This window comes from Aminobacter sp. LjRoot7 (genome assembly GCF_964252895.1).
Lineage (GTDB): Bacteria > Pseudomonadota > Alphaproteobacteria > Rhizobiales > Rhizobiaceae > Aminobacter > Aminobacter aminovorans_B.
The window spans coordinates 54,658-74,794 of record NZ_CAXUPX020000006.1 but is presented as its reverse complement, the minus strand read 5'-3'; the positions used below and the strand labels follow the sequence as shown (position 1 = coordinate 74,794).

The following is a 20,137-nucleotide window of genomic DNA, read 5'->3' as shown; positions in this document are numbered from 1 at the left end:
ATCACGGGAGCATGAAATGGCCAGAGAGAAACTTGGACAACAGGAGCTGAAGGCAGCGCTCGACGCGCTCGGCGGCTGGACACTTGCCGCCGATGGGCTGTCGATGCAGCGCAGCTTCGTGTTCAAGAACTTCAGCGAGGCCTTCGCCTTCATGACCCGCGTCGCCATGGCGGCGGAACAGCTCGACCACCACCCCGACTGGTCGAACGTCTACAAGACCGTCGACGTCACGCTCAACACCCACGATGCTGGCGGGCTGACCGAGCTGGATCTCAAGCTCGCCAAGCGGATGAACAGCTATTTCGGTTCCTGAACCCAGTATCTTGCAGTGGAGGCCGAACCTTCCCACATTTCTGATCGCGCATTGTCACGAAGACCGAGCCCGGTTTCCGGCAAGCGTGAGAAGATAGAGTTCGGGCAAAGGAGATTGTCTGGATGGTGAAGTTCCCCGGCTTTGACAGCTTTCGCGGCGGCACCAACGATGCACCGGCAAGCGAAGCCGAGGTGCGCGAGAAGTTCTGGCGCACCGCCAAGCGCGCCGCCCGCCAAGTGCCCTTCATGGAAGAGGTGGTGGCGGCCTATTATTGCGCGCTGGACAAGGACACGCCGCTGCGGGCCAAGGGCATCCTCTTGGCGGCGCTCGGCTACTTCATCCTGCCAGTCGACACCATCCCCGACGTCATTCTGGGCCTCGGCTTCACCGACGACATCGCCGTGCTGACCGCGGCGATCGCGGCTGTCAGGACGCACATGACCCCGGCCCACCGGCTTGCCGCGAGGGAAGCGCTGTCGCAGGATCAGTGACGGCGCTGCCCCGCTTGTTTCATCCTGAAACGAAAAGTCAAACTCTTGCCGTTTTCGTGGTTTTCAACCACGTCCAGGGACAAAGCGCCTGTCCACGGCAGGCAGTTTGGCGGGGTTCCATGCGGTGAAAGTCCTTTCTGAAAAGCATTCACCCTTTGGTAACCCAGATTAAATCAAAATGAAGCGAATGGGCGGGCGCGCAGTCGGCCTGCCACGCTCCATTTGAACTACAGGAAAAACGATGCGCGGTTTGATAGCTACAATTTCGGGTCTGGTGCTTGCAGTGTCGGCAATGCCGGCGCTCGCCCAGTCGGCGACCAAGATCGGCCAGCACAACGCCTGGGGCACCTACAGCTACCAGGCGCAGAACGGCAAGGTCTGCTACGTGCTGACGGTGCCGACCGACAAGCAGCCGCCGACCCTCGACCATGGCGACATGTTCTTCTTCGTCAGCCAGCGCCCCGGCCAGAAGGTTTCCTTCGAACCGCAGTTCATTGCCGGCTACAATTTCCAGGAAAACTCCAAGGTCTCCGTCACCATCGGCGACAAGTCGTTCTCGATGTTCACCAAGGGCAAGTCGGCCTGGGTCGAGAATGCCGCTGAAGAGCCGGCGCTGATCGCCGCCATGAAGGGTGGCACCGACATGAAGGTCTCGGCCAAGTCCGGCCGCGGCAACCCAACCAACTACGTCTTCTCGCTCAAGGGCATTTCGGCAGCACTGACGTCGATCACCACCTGCAAGTAAGCGCGGGCGCAACACAGGTTTCGAAAAGCCGGGCGGTCTTGATCGCCCGGCTTTTTTGTGGCGGGAGCCAGGGTCAAAAGATGCACAGGATCATCGACGGCACCAAAACCCATGTCGACCGTGCTGCGATCATCTGGACGCGGGCGACTGCGGCGCGCGACAACGATCCCGATGTGGCGACGCTTGACGAGGCCCGACCGGTGATCTCGAGGGTGCTCGACAGCTCCGAACAGGCTCTGCTCGCCATCGCCGAAACCGCTGATGGGACCGCCGTCGCTTTTGGTGCCATCGCGCCGATGCCGGGCGAGGACAGTGTGGCAGAACTCCACTATCTCGGCGTCGACCCGGACCATTGGGGCAAAGGCGCGGCCGCCGAATTGTTGGCCGGCATCGCGGCACTGCTGCGCGAGCGCGGTTTCGATGCAGCCGAGCTCGCCGTCTATTCGGACAATGATCGCGCCGTCCAGCTTTACGAGCGCTTGGGCTGGCGTCGCCTCGGCGAACCGGTGCCGCACGAACGCAGCGGCCGGCCGGAACAGCGCTACCGGCTGGCGCTCCGTCCAACGGCCTGAAGCCCTGCCCGCTAGGATATGGCCGGGCGGCTCAGCGCATCAAAAAGCCCCGAAGCCCATTGCGGCGCGATCAGCCAGATCGCCAGCACGGCGATGGCAACCGCATGCAGGACGACGATTGCGTAGAGCCTGGAGCGGAACGGCTCCTTGCGGGTCTTGTGCCGGAACAGGTGCTGGGCCGACAAGGCGCCCAGGCTGCCGCCGGCAAAAGCCAGCCAGAGCAGGGTTTTCTCCGGGATGCGTCGGGCGCCGGCACGGGCGAGGTACTTGTCGCGCCAGAAGGCAGCGAACGCCGCAAGATTGACGGCGAGCACCACCAGGACGACGTTGAGGATGTTGCTCATCGGAGCAGCATCCCAGCCATTGCCTAACAGAACACAAAGCCACGGCACAAATGCATGGCCGCCAAAACGTGACGCAGCGCCAGACCTGTGATATGTCGCCCCAAAATCCTACATTTGCCGATATCTACAGCTAGCTGAGCCCGAATGACCCTTTCGCTCGACCTTACCACCGATGCTACCCGTGACGCGTTGCGCGCCCGCGCCGCTGCGCCCGTCAAGGGCGAGCTGATCGGCCTGACCCGCGAGGAGCTTGCCGAAGCGCTTGTCAGCTCCGGCGTCGTCCCCGAACGCCAGGCCAAGATGCGCGTCCAGCAGCTCTGGCACTGGCTCTATGTCCGCGGCGTCTCCGACTTCGCCGACATGTTCAACATCTCCAAGGACCTGCGCGCCGAACTGGCGAAGCACTTCACCATTGCGCGGCCCGAGATCGTCGAGGAACAGATTTCCTCCGACGGCACGCGCAAGTGGCTGTTCCGCTTTCCGCCGCGCGGCGCCGGTCGCCCGGTCGAGATCGAAACCGTCTATATTCCCGAGGAAGGCCGCGGCACGCTGTGCATCTCGTCCCAGGTCGGCTGCACGCTGACCTGCTCGTTCTGCCACACCGGCACGCAGAAGCTGGTGCGCAACTTGACGGCGGAAGAAATCCTGACGCAGCTGATGACGGCCCGCGACCGGCTCGGCGATTTCCCCGACCGCAACACGCCCGCCGGCGCCATCGTGCCGGCCGAGGGGCGGAAAATCTCCAACATCGTCATGATGGGCATGGGCGAGCCGCTCTACAATTTCGAGGCGGTGAAGAAGGCGCTGCTGATCGCCTCCGACGGCGACGGCCTGGCGCTGTCCAAGCGCCGCATCACGCTGTCGACCTCGGGTGTCGTGCCGGAAATCTTCCGTACCGGCGAGGAAATCGGCGTCATGCTGGCGATTTCTCTGCACGCCACCAACGACGATCTGCGCGACCTGCTCGTGCCGATCAACAAAAAGTACCCGCTCAAGGACCTGATCGAGGCCTGCCGCAATTATCCTGGCCTGTCGAATGCCCGCCGCATCACCTTCGAATATGTGATGCTGAAGGACGTCAACGACAGCCTCGAGGACGCCAAGGCACTGGTGAAGCTGCTCAAGGGCGTGCCGGCCAAGATCAACCTGATCCCGTTCAACCCCTGGCCCGGCACCAATTACCAGTGCTCGGACTGGGAGACGATCGAGAAGTTCGCCGACTACATCAACAATGCCGGCTACGCCTCGCCGATCCGCACCCCGCGCGGCCGCGATATCCTCGCCGCCTGCGGCCAGCTCAAGTCGGAGTCGGAGCGCATGAAGAAAACGGAGCGCCTGGCGCTCGAGGCGATGATGATTGCGGGACACGGCGAGGCGTGAGCCGCGTCCTGATCTATCTCGGCAAGTTCGCCCACATGGTGCTGGGCTATGCGGCGGCATCCCTTGCCGCCAGCGCCTTCCTCAATGTGGTCTTCCTCGGTGTCGCCGGCCTCATTTCCGCCGACATACCGCCCGAGGTGGCGAGCGGCTCGATGGTCTTCACGATCCCCTTCATCGCGCTTTTCGTCGCCTATTTCGGCTTCGTGCCGGCAATCGTCGTGATGTTGCTCGCCGAATTGCTCGGCAAGCGCGACTGGCTGTTCTACGCGCTTGCAGGCGGCTTCGTGGCGCTGGTCTTCATCGGCTTCGCCTACCAGAGCGGCGAAGGCGGTTTTGCCTATCGTGATCCGCTGTGGCCCGTGTCGATCATCGGCAGCGGCCTGATCGGCGGTATCGCCTACTGGTTTGTCACCGGCCGCTTCGCCGGTGCGCTCAGGGACAATTCTACTTCGCCTGCGCCGTAAGGATCTTCAGCGCGAAGGCCGAGAACACACCCGCAAACAGATAGTCGACGATGCGCGTCACGCGCGGGCTCTTCTTCAGGAGACCGGCGAACTTGTCGGCAGCGATCACCATCGGTGCCGTCACCGGCAGCGACAGGATGATGAACATCGCCCCCAGGAAGAACAGCTTGCCCGGCGCGTTGGTGTCGTGGGCCGAGACGAACTGCGGCAGGAAGGTCATGAAGAACAAAATGATCTTCGGGTTGAGCAGGTTGATGCCGAGCCCAGTCGCCCAGTTCTGGAACACTGAGCGCGGCGCGCGCTTGGTGGTGTCAGGCGAAAACGCCGAGCCCTTGGTGATGGCCTGGAAGGCGAGCCAGACGAGGTAGCCGGCACCGACGACCTTGAGCGCCATGAAGGCTTGCGGCGAAGCGACGATCAGCGCCGACAACCCCAGCGCCACCAGCGTCGTGTGAATCACGATGCCGGTCATGGCGCCCGCCATGCAGGCAAAGCCCGCCTTGCGACCTTCCGACAGCGCACGGCCGACGAACAGGGTCATGTCGGGTCCGGGCGTGATTGCAATGATGAAGGTTGCGATCGCGAACTGGATGATGGTCGACCAATCGGGAATGAAGGACATAATCGGGCCGCCGGATCTGCCTGGAAGGCAAGGGTTGTGGGGGATTTCAGGCAAAAGCCCTAGCGGCACCCGATCGGCGCTTCAACCGGAAAATAGCAGGCCAGCGCATCACGCGTGCCGATGGATGCACGGAGAACGCACCGAAGCATGAGCCGCGCCGCCGGACCGAAACGATCCGGCGACGTGTCCAGCTTAGGTCAGCTCGCGAAGTAGTTCTGTGTGCCGTGAGCTTCGATCGCCTCGCCAAGACGCGCGAGCGCATGAACATAAGCCGCGGTCCGGACCGAGACATCCTTGGCCTTGGCGACGTCCCAGATCGCACGGCCCTCGCGTTCCATGATGGTGCGCAGCCGGTCGTGGATCTCCTCGACCGGCCAGTAATAACCCTGCCGGTTCTGCACCCATTCGAAATAGGAGACAGTGACGCCGCCGGCATTGGCCAAAATGTCAGGCAGGACGACGATGCCATTCTTTTCCAGGACAGCGTCGGCTTCTGAGGTGACCGGGCCGTTGGCGAGTTCGAGCACGATCCGCGCCTTGACGTTGTCGGCATTGTCGATGCGGATCATGTTTTCCAGAGCCGACGGCACCAGGATGTCGCATTCAACGCCGACGAGCGCGCTGCCGTCGAGCAGCTGATGGCCAGCGTGACCGGCGGTGGTGACGACCGAGCGGCCGCTCTCCTTGGCAACGAACAGACGGTCGAGGTCGAGCCCGTCAGCGGCCTGCACTGCACCTTCCGAGTCGGACACGGCAACGATCTTGTGACCGTCCGAGGCAAGCAGGCGGGCGATATGCTGTCCGGCATTGCCGAAACCTTGCACGGCGATGCGCAGGCTACCCTTGAGCCCGAGCTCGTCGGCGAGATGGCGCACGAGATAAAAGCCGCCACGCGCGGTGGCGTCGCCGCGACCGAGCGAACCGCCCAGCGCCAGCGGCTTGCCGGTGATGACGGCCGGCGAGGCCTGCCCGACGATCTGGGCATACTCGTCAGCCATCCAGCCCATGATCATCGAATTGGTGTAGACGTCGGGTGCCGGGATATCGCGGTCAGGTCCGATGATGCGGGCGAACGCCTGCATGTAGGCGCGCGACAGGCGCTCCAACTCGGCCTTGGACAGCTTGCGCGGATCGACCTGCACGGCACCCTTGCCACCGCCATAGGGCAGGTTCATCACCGCGCATTTGAAAGTCATCCAGAAGGCCAGCATCTCGACCTCGTCGGCAGTCGATTCCGGATGGAAGCGAATGCCGCCCTTGGTCGGCCCGCGCGTGTCGTCGTAGCGGCAGCGCCAGGCGATGAAGGATTTGCGCGAGCCATCGTCCATGCGGATCATCAGGCGGGCCTTGGTGGTCTCACGGGCGAATTTCAGTTTCTCGATCACATCGGCATCGACGTTCAGATGTTTCGCCGCCTCGTCGAGGCGCACGAGTGCATGATCAAGAAGACTGACTTCCGACATAAGTAATTTCCTGTGCAGTTTCACTTGGTACCAAGCCTACGGCGGCGCCGGAGGCATTCACCCGCCTGCATAAATCTTCACCACAGTTCAATGCCAAAGAAAGTCGCAGCTCTTCCCCAAGGTCAGCTTGTGCCGCACCACTTGGCTGACATCATCAGCGATTGCGCATGTTTATGCCGTCAAATGCTGCCCTCGAAGCTGAATGGTCCAGGCCAAGATTCCTTTTGGTCCTGCCTGGCCTCGCAAAGCGGATTTGCGGCATCGGCGCAAAACGCGCCCCTGCGGACAGGTTGACTTGCCCTGTTGCGCGTCATCCAACTGCCGCCGCAGACAGGAGTAGGTGATGCAGGCAGTTTTCGACGGCCACAACGACGTTCTTTACCGGTTGTGGAACAACGCCGCCAAGGGCGCAGACCCGGTTGCGGAGTTCATCGAAGGCACCAAGCAAGGCCACATCGACATGGCGCGCGCCAAGAAGGGTGGCCTCGTCGGCGGCCTTTGCGCCATCTACATCACCTCGGCCAACATGCCCGACGAGCAGCGCGACGAGAACGGCCACTACGCCATTCCGCTGTGCAAGCCGCTCGAACGCGCCCCGTCCCTCGACATCGCCCTCGACATGGCCTCGATCGCCTTCCGGATCGAGCGTGCCGGCGGCTGGAAGATCTGCCGTACCGGCGCCGACATCGACGCCGCGCGCGTTGAAGGCAAGTTCGCTGCTGTGCTGCACATGGAAGGTTGCGAGGCGATCGACGCCGATCTCGCCGCGCTCGACGTGTTTTATGCCGCCGGCCTGCGTTCGCTCGGCCCCGTCTGGAGCCGCAACACCGTCTTTGGCCATGGCGTGCCGTTCGCCTTCCCGTCGAGCCCCGACACTGGCCCCGGCTTGACCGAAGCCGGCAAGAGGCTTGTCAAGGAATGCAATCGCATCGGCATCGCCATCGACCTCGCTCACATCACCGAACAGGGCTTCTGGGACGTGGCCAAGCTCAGCGACCAGCCGCTGATCGTCAGCCACTCCAACGTCCACGCGATCACGCCCATCAGCCGCAACCTGACCGACAAGCAGCTTGCCGCGGTGCGCGAGAGCAACGGCCTTGTCGGTCTCAACTTCGCCGTCACCATGCTGCGCGAGGACGGCGCCAAGAACACCGACACACCGCTCTCCGGCATGGTTCGCCACATCGATTATCTCGTCGAGCATGTCGGCATCGACGGCGTGGCGCTGGGTTCGGACTTCGACGGCGCCACTATGCCGGCCGAGATCGGCGACGCGACGGGGCTGCAGAACCTCGTTGCCGCCCTTGGGAATGCTGGATACGGTGACGCCGATCTGGCGAAAATCTGCCGTGACAACTGGCTGAGGGTGTTGCGCTCGGCCTGGCACGAAGCGGCGGCCTAACAACAAATAATCGTCAACTTGGGGAACTGAAAAATGATGCTTGGTAAAATGAACGGACATTTCCGTCTGATGCTTGCCGGCGCCGCCTTGTCGGCAATGGTTTTCGCGGCCCCCGCCCTTGCGGCGACGCCGGCCGACACGCTGGTCCAGGCCTGGGCCATCGACGACACAATCACGCTTGACCCGGCCGAGTCCTTCGAGCTCAGCCCGGCCGAATTCCTCGGCAACGCCTATGACATGCTGGTGCGCCTCGACATCAACGACACCACCAAGGTGCGTCCCGGCGTCGCCGAAAGCTGGACGGTCTCCGACGATGGCCTGACCTACACCTTCAAGCTCAAGTCGGGCCTGAAGTTCGCATCGGGCAACCCGATCACCGCCAAGGACGTCGCCTGGTCGTTCGAGCGCGTCGTCAAGCTCGACAAGAGCCCGGCCTTCATCCTCACCCAGTTCGGCCTGACCAAGGACAATGTCACCGAGAAGGCCAAGGCGACCGACGACAGCACCTTCGTCTTCACCGTCGACAAGTCCTATGCGCCGTCCTTCGTGCTGAACTGCCTGACCGCCACCGTCGGCGCCGTGATGGACAGCAAACTGGTGCTCGAGCATGTCGCTCCGGTCACACCGACCGACGAGTACAAGTTCGACAACGACTTCGGCAATGGCTGGCTCAAGACCGGTTACGCCGGCTCGGGTCCGTTCAAGATCCGCGACTGGCGCGCCAACGAGATCCTCGTGCTGGAGCGCAACGACAACTATTATGGCGACAAGCCGGCACTTGCCCGCGTCATCTATCGCCACGTCAAGGAAAGCGCGACCCAGCGCCTGATGCTCGAAGCCGGCGACATCGACGTTGCCCGCAACCTCGAACCGGGTGACCTCGAAGCCATTTCGAAGAATGCCGAGCTGACCACGACCAGCGCGCCGAAGGGCACCGTCTACTACATCAGCCTCAACCAGAAGAACCCCAACCTGGCCAAGCCTGAAGTTCGCCAGGCGCTCAAGTATCTGGTCGACTACGACGCTATCGGCTCGACGCTGATCAAGGGCATCGGCGAAATCCGCCAGACCTACCAGGCCAAGGGCGTGCTTGGCGCACTCGATTCCAACCCGTTCACCTTCGACGTCGCCAAGGCCAAGGAACTGCTGGAAAAGGCAGGCCTCAAGGACGGCTTCTCGGTGACCATGGACGTGCGCAACACCCAGCCGGTGACGGGCATTGCCGAAGCCTTCCAGCAGACCGTCGGCCAGGCCGGCGTGAAGGTCGAGATCATCCCCGGCGACGGCAAGCAGACCCTGACAAAGTACCGTGCCCGCAACCACGACATGTATATCGGCCAGTGGGGCATGGACTACTGGGATCCGAACTCTAACGCCGAGACCTTCACCTCCAACCCGAACAATGCCGACGACGGCACGGTGAAGACGCTGGCCTGGCGCAATGCCTGGGACGTGCCGGAGCTGACCGAAAAGACCAAGGCTGCCCTGCTGGAGCGTGACAACGACAAGCGCGCGACGATGTACAAGGAACTGCAGCAGGCCGCCCTCGACACAAGCCCGTTCGTGCTGATCTTCCAGCAGACCGAAGTCGCCGGCCTGCGCGGCAACGTCAAGAACTACAAGCTCGGGCCGAACTTCGACTCGAACTTCGTCGCCCCCGTGACCAAGGAATGATCCTCTACGGCGCCGCGCGTTCTCAGGAACGCGCAATGCGACGCTGTAGCCATACGAGTCTGCGCATGACCTCCGCCAGGGGTCGTGCGCAAAAGGATCGGACCATTGAGCACTGCTGAAACACAAACGCCCGCGAGGCGCGCCTCCGCCATTCTCAAGGCGGTCGCCAGTTTCGTGGTGATCGTGGGCACGACCTATCTCGGCCTTCTGGCCGTCACCTTCTTCATCGGCCGCGTCGTGCCGATCGACCCCGTACTCGCCATCGTCGGCGACCGGGCGCCGGCCCATGTTGTCGAGCGGACGCGCGAGCAGATGGGCTTCAACCTGCCCTACTACCAGCAGTTCTATCTCTATGTGAAAGGCGTGCTGTCGGGCGACTTCGGCACCTCGGTGCTGACCACCAACCCCGTCATGGCCGACATCCGCCGCGTCTTCCCGGCGACCATGGAACTGGCCACAGTCGGCACCATCATCGGTGCAGCGCTCGGCATCCCGCTCGGCGTGCTCGCCGCCGTCAAGCGCGGCAGCCTCGCCGACCAGATCGTCCGCATCATCGGCCTGATCGGCTATTCGGTACCGATCTTCTGGCTCGGCCTGCTGGCGCTTCTGGTGTTCTACGCCCGCCTGGGCTGGACCGCCGGCCCCGGCCGCATCGACGTGGTGTTCGAATACACCTTCACGCCGATCACCGGGTTCTACCTGCTCGACGCGGTGCTCAACCGCGACTGGGCCGCCTTCAAGGACATCTTCGCCCACATCATCCTGCCGGCCTCGCTGCTCGGCTATTTCTCGCTCGCCTACATCAGCCGCATGACGCGCTCCTTCATGCTGAACGAGCTGAGCCAGGAATACATCGTCGCTGCCCGCGCCAAGGGCCTGTCGGAAACCCGCATCATCTGGGGCCACGCGCTGCGCAACGCCGCCGTGCCGCTGGTCACCGTGATTGCCCTGTCCTACGCCGGCCTGCTCGAAGGCTCGGTGCTGACCGAAACCGTCTTCGCCTGGCCGGGGCTCGGCCTCTACATCACCAACTCGCTGCAGAACGCCGACATGAACGCGGTGCTGGGCGGCACGATCGTCATCGGTTCGGTGTTCATCGCGCTCAACCTGCTCTCGGACCTGCTCTATCGCCTGCTCGACCCAAGGACGCGCATCCGATGAGCGAGACCACGATGACCCGCCGCGAATGGCTCCTCACCGACCGGCCACAATCGCGCCTGCAGGCCCGGCTCGGCCGCGCCTATGTGACCTGGCGCCGCTTCACCGCCAACCGGCTTGCCGCAATCGGCCTCGGCATCATTCTTCTGCTGCTGTTCGTCGCGGCGTTCGCGCCGCTGCTGGCGCCGCATTCGCCCTATATCGGCGACTTGAAGAACGCCCGCCTTCTGCCGCCGAGCTCGACCTATTGGCTCGGCACCGACGACCAGGGCCGCGATATCCTCTCGCGCCTCATCTACGGTTCGCGGCTTACCTTGCAGGTCATCGTGCTGGTGGCGATCATCGCCGCCCCCATCGGCCTTCTGGTCGGCACCGCCGCAGGTTATGCCGGCGGATGGGTCGATGCCGTGCTGATGCGCATCACCGACATCTTCCTCGCCTTCCCCAAGCTGGTTCTGGCGCTGGCCTTCGTCGCAGCGCTGGGACCCGGCATCGAAAACGCCATCATCGCCATCGCGCTGACCTCGTGGCCGCCCTATGCCCGCATCGCCCGCGCCGAAACGCTGACCGTGCGCAACTCTGACTACATCGCGGCGGTGAAGCTGATGGGCGCCTCGCCGATGCGCATCGTGCTGCGCCACATCATGCCGCTGTGCATCTCCTCGCTGATCGTCCGCGTCACGCTCGACATGGCCGGCATCATCCTGACAGCCGCCGGCCTCGGCTTCCTCGGCCTCGGCGCGCAGCCGCCGCTGCCCGAATGGGGCGCGATGATCGCCTCGGGCCGACGCTTCATCCTCGACCAGTGGTGGGTGGCGGCAGCACCGGGTGCGGCGATTCTCATCGTCAGCCTCGGCTTCAACCTGCTCGGCGACGGCCTGCGCGACGCACTCGACACACGCAGCGGTGGCCAATGAACACGTTGCTGCATGTCGAAGACCTGCGCGTCTCCTTCCCCACACGCACCGGCGTGGTCGAAGCGGTGCGCGGCGTATCCTTCGCACTCGGCCAGGAACGGCTCGGCATCGTCGGTGAGTCCGGCTCCGGCAAGTCGCAGACCGGCCGTGCCATCATGGGGCTGACGCCGCAGCAGGCCGAGATCAGGGCCAGGCGACTCGAATTCAGCGGCATCGATCTGCTCAAGGCCTCCGTCCCTGAGCGTCGGGCGCTGCGCGGCAACCGCATCGCCATGATCCTGCAGGATCCGAAATATTCGCTCGATCCGGTGATGACCATCGGCCGCCAGATCGTGGAAACGCTGCGCACGCATGAGAGCGGCAAGTCGGCAGCCCGCGAGCGCGCGCTCGACATGCTCGCCGCCGTGCAGATTCGCGACCCCAAGCGCGTCTACGACCTCTACCCGCACGAGGTCTCAGGCGGCATGGGCCAGCGCGCCATGATCGCCATGATGCTGATCGCCGGCCCCGAACTTCTGATCGCCGACGAGCCGACCTCGGCGCTCGACGTCACCGTCCAGCTCGACATCTTGCGCATCCTCGATCGTCTCGTCATCGATCGCGGCATGGGGTTGATCTTCATTTCGCACGATCTGCGGCTGGTCTCGACTTTCTGCGACCGGGTGATCGTCATGTATGCCGGCAAGATCGTCGAGGAGCTCAAGGCCTCCGAGTTGTCGCAGGCGAAGCACCCCTACACGCAAGGCCTGCTCAACTGCATGCCCAAGATCGGCTCCGACCGGCACCCGCTGCCCGTGCTCGACCGCCAGCCGGAGTGGCTGCTGTGACCCCTGCTCTCTCGATCGACAAACTGCGCGTCGTCTATGACGACTTCATCGCGCTGAAGGACGTCAGCCTGACCGTGGCGCAAGGCGAATCCTTCGGCCTCGTCGGCGAATCCGGCTCGGGAAAATCGACGCTGCTGCGCGCCGTCGCCGGCCTGGCGCCCGTAACTTCCGGCGCCATCGACGTTGGCGGCAAGCGCCTGGGAAAGAGCCGTGACAAGGAATTCTACCGCCAGGTGCAGATGGTATTCCAGGACCCCTACGGTTCGCTGCACCCGCGCCAGACCGTCGACCGGCTGCTGCTCGAACCGCTCGACATTCACGGTTTCGGCGACACCGAAAAACGCATCCAGCGCGCGCTCGACGAGGTCGGTCTCGGTTCCGGCTTCCGCTTCCGCTACTCGCATCAGCTCTCGGGTGGCCAGCGTCAGCGCGTGGCGATCGCCCGCGCATTGATCCTCGAACCGTCGGTGCTCCTGCTCGACGAGCCAACCTCGGCGCTCGACGCCTCGGTGCAGGCCGAAGTGCTCAACCTGCTCGAACAGGTGCGCCGCGACCGCAAGCTGACCTTCGTCATGGTCAGCCACGACCTCGGCGTCATCACCCATATGTGCGAGCGGCTAATGGTGATGCAAAGCGGCGAGGAGGTCGAGCGGCTGAAAGCCGGAGATCTCGCAACCCGCAATGTCGCCAAGGACTATACGCGCAATCTGCTTGTCGCGAGCGAAGGCTTCGTCCGCGACGCATAGAGCAGTTTCGGGAGTACGGGAGCCGTTTTCCGCGCTTCAACGAAACGCGAAAATGCCCTGATGGGCGGCTTGCGCGCGGAAGCACTTGCCTGCAATTCTCAACTAGAAATTCTAGGCAGGGGGCGGCCGCCCCTCATCCGCAACCCGCATCTCAGGTGACAAATATGCTCCTTGGTATCGACCCGCTGCTCGGCCCTGACGTGCTCTACGTGCTCCGCGCCATGGGCCATGGCGACGACCTGATCATCGCCGACGCCAATTTTCCGGCCGATGCGATGGCGAGGCAGACCGTCTTCGGCCGGCCGCTACGTATCGACGGCGACATCGTCAGCGTCATGGAGGCGGTGCTGTCGGTGATGCCGGTCGACACCTTCGTCGACGACGCTTTCGGCCGCATGGAAGTGGTCGGCAAGCCGGACGAGATCCCCGAGGTGCAGCGTGAGGTCGGCAAGCTGATCGAGGGCACGGCCACCAGGATGGTCGGCATCGAGCGCTTCGCCTTCTATGAGCGCGCCAAGAAAGCCTATGCCGTCATCCAGACCCAGGAACGCCGCTTCTACGCCGACTTCGCCGTGCGCAAGGGCGTAGTCCCACCGGGAGCGTGAGGCTCGCCTTCATCGGCACAGGTTTCTGAGAGCCCGCAATTCCCTTGAAAGGGCGCAGCCGCCCCTCATCCGCCTGCCGGCACCTTCTCCCCGTAATGACGGGGAGAAGGGACAAGCGGATACGCCGACGCCCCCTCTCCCCGTCCTTACGGGGAGAGGGTAAGGGTGAGGGGCAGCGCCAAGCTCTCCGATACGCAGGAGCTAAAGCAAAGCCCGCCTACGACAGCGACAGCTTCGCAGCCACGTCCTTGAGCAACACCAGCGTCTGGTCGATATCGGCCTGCCTGTCGTCGATCCGCAGGATATAGGGGCAGGTCAGCACGGCGATGGCATATCCGTCGGGTGAGAGGATCGGCACAGAGATGTCGTCGATGGCGCGCATCTGCTGGCTCGGGCCGACGCGGTGGCCGGCCTCGCGATAGCCGGTCAGGACCGGCTCCAGCTTTTCACGCGCATTTGCCTGCTTGGTGCCTTCCCAGCGCGCGGCGGCTTCGGATTGCGAATGCGGGTCCTGGAAGGCGAGCAGGATGTGGCCGGAGCTGGTGGTCAGCAGATCGATGTGAGCGCCGATGCGGATGCCGAATTCCCAGTTGCCGGGCGGGCTGGCGTGCGCCACCACGATCGACGCATCGCGGTCGGGCGCCACCAGATGACATGACTGGCCGGCGGCCACCGAGAATGCATCCATCAAAGGCTGTGCTCGCGCCACCAGCCGCCTTATCGGCGGATGCCGGTGGGCGAGGATGAACAGTTTCATTGTCAGCGCGTAGCGGTCGCCCTCGGGTGAGCGGCTGACGAAGTCGCGCGCCACAAGGCGTTCGAGCATGCGGTAGACCTCGCTCGGTCCACGCCCCATCGCCTCGCCGATCTCGGCCCGGGTCAGGCCACCCGGCTGCTCCGAAAGCAGCTCGAGAATGTCCAGCCCCTTGTCTAGCGCCGGTGCGCGGTAGCGCTCGTCCTTGTCGACGCTGTTGGCGGTCTTTGCCGGCCCTTTTGGCATGACGCGAAATCCTCCCTCGACCGGCCTCACGATTCCCCGCTCACAATTCCCCATTGCAAGGTCGGTTCATTTATGAATAGTATGTTCGTATATAGACAGAAGCGCAAGCAGTTTGCTGGGAGGAGCGACGGTTATGCGACTAAGCGGGAAACGCATTTTCATTTCCGCCGCCGCCCAGGGCATCGGCCGCGCAAGCGCGCTGGCCTGCGCCAATGAGGGCGCCCATATCATCGCCACCGACATCAATGACGATGCGCTGAAAGCTCTCGCGGCCGAGCACAACAACATCGAGGCCCATCGCCTCGACGTGCGCGACGCCAGGGCGGTCGCTGGCTTCGCTGCGAGCCAGGCGCCACTCGACGGGCTCTTCAACTGCGCTGGCTTCGTGCACAACGGCACGATCATGGACTGCAGCGACGAAGACTGGGATTTCAGCTTCGACCTCAACGTCAAGAGCATGTACCACACGACCAAGGCGTTCCTGCCCGGCATGCTCGAACGCGCCGAAAAGACCGGCGCCGTGTCGATCCTCAACATGGCCTCGATGGCCTCGTCGATCAAAGGCTTCCCAAACCGGCTGCTCTACGGCGCCACCAAGGCCGCCGTCATCGGCTTCACCAAGGGCATGGCCTCCGACTACGTGCGCCGCGGCGTGCGCTGCAACGCGCTCTGCCCGGGCACCGTCGACACACCGTCGCTGCGCGGCCGCATTGCGGCTGCCGCCGACCCTGTGCAGGCGGAAAAGGACTTCATCGCCCGCCAGCCCATCGGCCGGCTCGCCACCGTCGACGACATCGCGCCGCTGGTGGTCTACCTGTTGTCCGACGAGTCGCGCTTCGTCACCGGCCAGGCAGTCCTGGTCGACGGCGGCGTCACCATCTAGGCGGAGCGGCGGCCATGATCGAAAGGATCGACGGCCACTGCCACTACTGGGCGCTCCAGCGCGGCGACTATGGTTGGCTGACGCCTGACGCCGCCCATCTCGCGCCAATCTATCGCGACTTCGGCGCAGCCGAGATGCGCCCGCTAGCGGAAGCCGCCGGCATCGCCAGGCGCATTCTCGTCCAGGCAGCGCCGACGGAGGCCGAGACGCGGTACCTGCTCGACCAGGGACGCGACGACGAGGCCGTTGCCGGCGTCGTCGGCTGGGCCGACCTGTCCTCCGCCGACAGCATCACCACGCTCGAACGTTTCGCTGCCGATCCGTTGTTCAAGGGCGTGCGGCCGATGCTGCAGGACTTGGAAGACGTCGACTGGATCGCCACCCGCCCGCATCCGGAAGCTATCGCGGCGCTCAAGCGTCTCAGCCTGCGTTTCGACGCGCTCGTCTTGCCGCAGCATCTGCAGGCGCTCAGGCGTTTCGTGGAGACGCACCCCGACCTGCCCGTCGTCATCGACCACGCCGCCAAACCCGCTTTCGCAGCCCCTGCCGACGATCCGCGCCATGGCTTATGGCGGTTCGGCATGGCCGAGCTGTCGGGGCACACGCAGGTCCATTGCAAGGTCTCGGGCCTGCTCACCGAACTGCCCGAGGAGCACCGCACGACGACCAAGGCCGCGGCTGAAGCGCTGCGTCCTACAATCTGCAGCCTGCTCGACTGGTTCGGCCCGGACCGCCTGATCTGGGGCTCGGACTGGCCGGTGCTGACGCTGGCCAGCCCCTTCGCTTTCTGGGACGAAGTCACGGCCCGCCTGCTCGACGGCCTTGGCCATCGCGAACGCGCGGCCATCCTCGCCGGCACCGCGGCCCGCTTCTACGGCATCGGGGGAGGCCGCGCATGAGCGCCCTCGTCGTCATGAAGGACATCGGCAAGTCGTTTCCGGGCGTGCGCGCCCTGCACAATGCCCAACTCGAGCTGCTGTCGGGCGAAGTGCATGCCCTGATGGGTGAAAACGGCGCCGGCAAGTCGACACTGATGAAGATCCTCGCCGGCATCTACCGTCGCGACGCGGGCGAAATCCTGCTCGACGGCAAGCCGGTCGAGATCAACTCACCGCGCCAGGCCCAGGATCTCGGCATTGGCATCATCCATCAGGAACTCAACCTGATGCCGCATCTGACGGCGGCACAGAACATCTTCATCGGCCGCGAGCCGCGCAAGGCCGGCGGCCTGCTGCTTGACGAGGCGAAGCTCAACGCCGACGCCGCCGAGATTTTTGCTTCGATGCATCTGAAGCTCGACCCGCGCACACCGGTTGGCGGGCTGACGATCGCCCGCCAGCAGATGGTCGAGATCGCCAAGGCGTTGTCCTACCGCTCGCGCGTGCTGATCATGGACGAGCCGACGGCAGCGCTCAACGACGCCGAGATCGCGGAACTTTTCGCCATCATCGCCAGGCTGAAGGCCGAAGGTGTCGGCATCGTCTACATCTCGCACAAGATGGACGAACTGAAGCGCATCGCCGACCGCGTCACGGTCATGCGCGACAGTGAATACATCGGTACCGTGCCAGCCGCCGAAACGCCCGTCGACAGGATCATCTCGATGATGGTCGGCCGCGCGCTGAGCGACGAGCGGCCGGACATTCCCGACCACAGCAAGTCCGAGATCGTGCTGGAGGTCAAAAACCTCAATCGCGGCGCGGTCATCCGCGACGTCAGCCTGTCCGTCCGCAAGGGTGAAATCCTCGGCTTCGCCGGCCTCATGGGCGCCGGCCGCACCGAGGTGGCCCGGGCCATCTTCGGCGCCGACCGCCTCGACAGCGGCGACATCTTCATGCATGGCAAGAAGGTCGACATCCGCATCCCAAGGGACGCCGTACGTGCCGGCATTGGCTACCTCTCCGAGGACCGTAAGCATTTCGGCCTCGCCACCGGCATGGACGTTCGTAACAACGTTGTCTTGGCGAGCCTTGCCCGCTTCACCGGTCCTGGCGGGCTGCTGAAAGAGGGCGCCATGCACGATGTCGCCGCCCGCTACATCGACCAGCTCGCGATCAAGACCCCGTCGGACCGGCAGGAAGTGCGCCTGCTCTCGGGCGGCAACCAGCAGAAGATCGTCATCGCCAAATGGCTGCTGCGCGACTGCGAGGTGCTGATCTTCGACGAGCCGACGCGCGGCATCGACGTTGGCGCCAAGAATGAGATCTACAAGCTCTTGAACGCGCTGGCCCAGCAGGGCCGCGCCATCATCGTCATATCCTCCGAGTTGCCGGAGGTACTCCGGCTCAGCCATCGCATCGCGGTGATGTGCGAAGGGCGACTGACCGGCATCCTGCCCGGCGGCGCCAGCCAGGAAGAGATCATGCATCTGGCGACGCTTCGTGGCGATGCCGCCAACCAGAACAAACAAAAGACGGCAAAGGGAGAGGCCAAATGAGTGCAGCAGCATCCACGGCGAGCGCCTCGGCCGTTTCGCGATTTTCAGGCGCGCAACACCGGCTGCTCGCCTTCGCCAGCCTGATCATCCTGGTCGCGGTGTTCAGCTTCGCCTCGCCCAATTTCATGCAGACGTCCAACATCATCGCCATCCTGCAGGCGACGTCGGTCAACGGCGTGCTGGCGATTGCCGCGACCTTGGTCATCATAACCGGCGGCATCGACCTGTCGGTCGGCACGCTGATGACCTTCTGCGCTGTCATCGCAGGCGTAGTGCTGACTTTCTGGGGCATGCCGCTCGGCCTCGGCGTGCTTGCAGCCATCCTCGCCGGTGCCGCCAGCGGCACGCTGTCGGGCACCTTCGTCGCCAAACTCAAGATCCCGCCCTTCATCGCCACGCTCGGCATGATGCTGATCCTCAAGGGCCTGTCGCTGGTGATCTCGGGCACCCGCCCGATCTATTTCAACGGCACACCCGGCTTCACCCAGATCTCGCAAGGGTCGCTGATCGGCTCGGTCATTCCTGGCTTGCCCATTCCCAACGGCGTGCTGATCCTGTTCTTGGTGGCAATCGCGACGAGCTTCATCCTCGAGCGCACCATCCTTGGCCGCTTCACCTTCGCGCTCGGCTCCAACGAGGAAGCGGTCAGGCTGTCGGGCGTCAACACCGACCGCTGGAAGATTGCGGTCTACGCACTCGCCGGCTCGATCTGCGGCATCGCCGGGCTGCTGATCGCCTCGCGGCTGAACTCGGCCCAGCCGGCGCTCGGCCAGGGTTACGAGCTCGACGCGATTGCAGCCGTGGTCATCGGCGGCACCTCGCTGTCGGGCGGCCGCGGCACAATCATCGGCACGCTCATCGGCGCACTCATCATTTCCGTGCTCGCCAACGGCCTGCGCATCCTTTCGGTCGCCCAGGAATGGCAGACCGTGGTCACCGGCTCGATCATCATTCTCGCCGTCTACACCGACATTCTGCGGCGCCGCAGGCTTTGAGGAAGCTTGCTTCGCGCAGCGCCGGGGCGCTGCGCCAACATCAAGAAGAGAGCGAAAACGCTCCACCAGCAGAGATCAACAACCAAGGTTCAATCGGAGGAAACATGTTCACCAGACGCACTGTGCTTGGCGCCCTCAGCGCCATGACGATCCTCGGCTACGGCTCGACCATGGCAATGGCCCAGGACAAGATGTACATCCCGCTGATCTCCAAGGGCTTCCAGCACCAGTTCTGGCAGGCCGTGAAGGCCGGCGCCGACAAGGCAGCTGCCGATCTCGGTGTCGAAGTCACCTTCGAAGGCCCTGACTCGGAGACCCAGGTCGACCGCCAGATCGACATGCTGGCCGCAGCGCTTGCCAAGAAGCCGGCGGCGATCGGCTTCGCCGCCCTCGACAGCCAGGCGGCGATCCCGCTGCTGCAGCAGGCCAAGGACGCCAAGATCCCGGTCGTCGCCTTCGACTCGGGCGTCGACAGCGACATCCCGGTGGCCACCGCCTCGACCAACAACATCGCGGCCGCAGCCCTCGCCGCCGACAAGATGGCCGAACTGATCGGTGGCGAAGGCAAGGTCGCGCTGGTCGTCCACGACCAGACCAGCCGCACCGGCGTCGACCGCCGCGACGGCTTCGTCAACCGCATGAAGGAAGCCCATCCGAAGGTCGAGATCGTCGCCATCGAATATGGCGAGGGCGATCATCTCAAGTCGACGGAAATCACCAAGGCGATCCTGCAGGCCAACCCCGACCTCAAGGGCATGTTCGGCGCCAATGAAGGCTCGGCCATCGGCGTCGTCAACGGCGCCAAGGAGCTCGGCCGCAAGCTGGTGATCATCGGCTACGACTCCGGCGCCCAACAGAAGGCGGCGATCCGCGACGGCCAGATGGCCGGCGCCATCACCCAGAACCCGGTCGGCATCGGCTACAAGACCGTCGAGGCCGCGGTGAAGGCGGCCAAGGGCGAAGCCGTCGAGAAGAACATCGACACCGGCTTCTACTACTACGACAAGTCGAACATCGATCAGCCCGAAATCGCAGCGGTGCTGTACGACTGATCCTGTGCAACTCTCCCCGGGGGCGGTCCGCCGCCTCCGGCTCTTTT

22 protein-coding genes are annotated in these 20,137 nt (G+C 64.1%); 18 read left to right on the top strand and 4 right to left on the bottom strand.

Annotated features, from left to right (window positions below; all coding sequences use genetic code 11):
- Window positions 1–16: 16 nt before the first annotated feature.
- From ACSQ3E_RS17650 to ACSQ3E_RS17635, 4 genes are all read left to right on the top strand, one after another.
- Window positions 17–313, top strand: coding sequence for a 4a-hydroxytetrahydrobiopterin dehydratase (locus tag ACSQ3E_RS17650; protein ID WP_436123701.1), 297 nt, complete (start codon window positions 17–19; stop codon window positions 311–313).
- A gap of 122 nt (window positions 314–435) precedes the next feature.
- Window positions 436–804: a YkvA family protein gene (locus ACSQ3E_RS17645; protein WP_436123700.1), complete on the top strand. Its 369-nt coding sequence runs from the start codon at window positions 436–438 to the stop codon at window positions 802–804.
- Window positions 805–1,045: 241 nt separating this feature from the next.
- Window positions 1,046–1,549, top strand: coding sequence for an invasion associated locus B family protein (locus ACSQ3E_RS17640; RefSeq protein WP_115730135.1), 504 nt, complete (start codon window positions 1,046–1,048; stop codon window positions 1,547–1,549).
- An 80-nt stretch (window positions 1,550–1,629) separates the two neighbouring features.
- Window positions 1,630–2,121 carry a GNAT family N-acetyltransferase gene (locus tag ACSQ3E_RS17635; RefSeq protein ID WP_436123699.1) on the top strand — a complete coding sequence of 164 codons (492 nt, stop codon included), beginning with the start codon at window positions 1,630–1,632 and terminating at the stop codon, window positions 2,119–2,121.
- A gap of 11 nt (window positions 2,122–2,132) precedes the next feature.
- On the opposite strand, the gene ACSQ3E_RS17630 is transcribed toward ACSQ3E_RS17635, so the two are convergent.
- The gene (locus tag ACSQ3E_RS17630; RefSeq protein WP_310326493.1) at window positions 2,133–2,465 is read right to left on the bottom strand and encodes a DUF1294 domain-containing protein; all 333 of its coding nucleotides are present in this window, start codon (window positions 2,463–2,465) and stop codon (window positions 2,133–2,135) included.
- Window positions 2,466–2,609: 144 nt separating this feature from the next.
- Here ACSQ3E_RS17630 and rlmN point away from each other — a divergent pair, with 144 nt between their 5' ends.
- Window positions 2,610–3,845: a 23S rRNA (adenine(2503)-C(2))-methyltransferase RlmN gene (rlmN, locus tag ACSQ3E_RS17625; RefSeq protein ID WP_310326496.1), complete on the top strand. Its 1,236-nt coding sequence runs from the start codon at window positions 2,610–2,612 to the stop codon at window positions 3,843–3,845.
- The gene (locus tag ACSQ3E_RS17620; RefSeq protein ID WP_436123698.1) at window positions 3,842–4,309 is read left to right on the top strand and encodes a hypothetical protein; all 468 of its coding nucleotides are present in this window, start codon (window positions 3,842–3,844) and stop codon (window positions 4,307–4,309) included. Before rlmN ends, ACSQ3E_RS17620 begins: the two co-directional genes overlap by 4 nt.
- Here the strand turns inward: ACSQ3E_RS17620 and ACSQ3E_RS17615 are convergent.
- Entirely contained in the window at window positions 4,290–4,931 is a 642-nt protein-coding gene (locus ACSQ3E_RS17615) for a LysE family translocator (protein WP_310326500.1), read from the bottom strand. The genes ACSQ3E_RS17620 and ACSQ3E_RS17615 overlap by 20 nt on opposite strands.
- A gap of 197 nt (window positions 4,932–5,128) precedes the next feature.
- Complete coding sequence (locus ACSQ3E_RS17610) at window positions 5,129–6,394, bottom strand: Glu/Leu/Phe/Val family dehydrogenase (RefSeq protein WP_310326502.1); 1,266 nt, start codon at window positions 6,392–6,394, stop codon at window positions 5,129–5,131.
- Window positions 6,395–6,737: 343 nt separating this feature from the next.
- Between ACSQ3E_RS17610 and ACSQ3E_RS17605 the strand changes: the two genes are divergently transcribed.
- The 7 genes from ACSQ3E_RS17605 (at window position 6,738) to ACSQ3E_RS17575 (ending at window position 13,723) form a co-directional block, all read left to right on the top strand.
- Window positions 6,738–7,796 (top strand): dipeptidase, encoded by a 1,059-nt coding sequence (locus ACSQ3E_RS17605; RefSeq protein ID WP_436123697.1) that lies wholly within the window; start codon window positions 6,738–6,740, stop codon window positions 7,794–7,796.
- Between the two features lie 36 nt (window positions 7,797–7,832).
- A complete protein-coding gene (locus tag ACSQ3E_RS17600) occupies window positions 7,833–9,470 on the top strand; it encodes an ABC transporter substrate-binding protein (RefSeq protein ID WP_436123887.1) in 1,638 nt (545 codons plus the stop codon).
- Window positions 9,471–9,575: 105 nt separating this feature from the next.
- Window positions 9,576–10,631 (top strand): ABC transporter permease, encoded by a 1,056-nt coding sequence (locus ACSQ3E_RS17595; RefSeq protein WP_436123696.1) that lies wholly within the window; start codon window positions 9,576–9,578, stop codon window positions 10,629–10,631.
- A gap of 11 nt (window positions 10,632–10,642) precedes the next feature.
- Window positions 10,643–11,545: a nickel transporter permease gene (nikC, locus tag ACSQ3E_RS17590; RefSeq protein WP_310326654.1), complete on the top strand. Its 903-nt coding sequence runs from the start codon at window positions 10,643–10,645 to the stop codon at window positions 11,543–11,545.
- Window positions 11,542–12,372 carry an ABC transporter ATP-binding protein gene (locus ACSQ3E_RS17585; RefSeq protein ID WP_436123695.1) on the top strand — a complete coding sequence of 277 codons (831 nt, stop codon included), beginning with the start codon at window positions 11,542–11,544 and terminating at the stop codon, window positions 12,370–12,372. The genes nikC and ACSQ3E_RS17585 overlap by 4 nt, the downstream gene beginning before the upstream one ends.
- Window positions 12,369–13,118, top strand: coding sequence for an ABC transporter ATP-binding protein (locus ACSQ3E_RS17580; protein ID WP_436123694.1), 750 nt, complete (start codon window positions 12,369–12,371; stop codon window positions 13,116–13,118). The genes ACSQ3E_RS17585 and ACSQ3E_RS17580 overlap by 4 nt, the downstream gene beginning before the upstream one ends.
- 164 nt (window positions 13,119–13,282) lie before the next feature.
- Window positions 13,283–13,723 carry an RbsD/FucU family protein gene (locus tag ACSQ3E_RS17575; protein ID WP_436123886.1) on the top strand — a complete coding sequence of 147 codons (441 nt, stop codon included), beginning with the start codon at window positions 13,283–13,285 and terminating at the stop codon, window positions 13,721–13,723.
- A 217-nt stretch (window positions 13,724–13,940) separates the two neighbouring features.
- Here ACSQ3E_RS17575 and ACSQ3E_RS17570 read toward each other — a convergent pair whose 3' ends face one another.
- Window positions 13,941–14,723 (bottom strand): IclR family transcriptional regulator, encoded by a 783-nt coding sequence (locus ACSQ3E_RS17570; protein ID WP_310326517.1) that lies wholly within the window; start codon window positions 14,721–14,723, stop codon window positions 13,941–13,943.
- 133 nt (window positions 14,724–14,856) lie between these two features.
- On the opposite strand from ACSQ3E_RS17570, the gene ACSQ3E_RS17565 reads away from it, so the two are divergent.
- The 5 genes from ACSQ3E_RS17565 (at window position 14,857) to ACSQ3E_RS17545 (ending at window position 20,090) form a co-directional block, all read left to right on the top strand.
- Entirely contained in the window at window positions 14,857–15,606 is a 750-nt protein-coding gene (locus tag ACSQ3E_RS17565; RefSeq protein ID WP_436123693.1) for an SDR family oxidoreductase, read from the top strand.
- A gap of 14 nt (window positions 15,607–15,620) precedes the next feature.
- Window positions 15,621–16,505, top strand: a complete 885-nt coding sequence (locus ACSQ3E_RS17560) for an amidohydrolase family protein (protein WP_436123692.1) — start codon at window positions 15,621–15,623, stop codon at window positions 16,503–16,505.
- Window positions 16,502–18,043, top strand: coding sequence for a sugar ABC transporter ATP-binding protein (locus ACSQ3E_RS17555; protein WP_436123691.1), 1,542 nt, complete (start codon window positions 16,502–16,504; stop codon window positions 18,041–18,043). Before ACSQ3E_RS17560 ends, ACSQ3E_RS17555 begins: the two co-directional genes overlap by 4 nt.
- Window positions 18,040–19,038 carry an ABC transporter permease gene (locus ACSQ3E_RS17550; RefSeq protein WP_310326527.1) on the top strand — a complete coding sequence of 333 codons (999 nt, stop codon included), beginning with the start codon at window positions 18,040–18,042 and terminating at the stop codon, window positions 19,036–19,038. Before ACSQ3E_RS17555 ends, ACSQ3E_RS17550 begins: the two co-directional genes overlap by 4 nt.
- 104 nt (window positions 19,039–19,142) lie before the next feature.
- Window positions 19,143–20,090 carry an ABC transporter substrate-binding protein gene (locus ACSQ3E_RS17545; protein WP_436123690.1) on the top strand — a complete coding sequence of 316 codons (948 nt, stop codon included), beginning with the start codon at window positions 19,143–19,145 and terminating at the stop codon, window positions 20,088–20,090.
- Window positions 20,091–20,137: the final 47 nt, after the last annotated feature.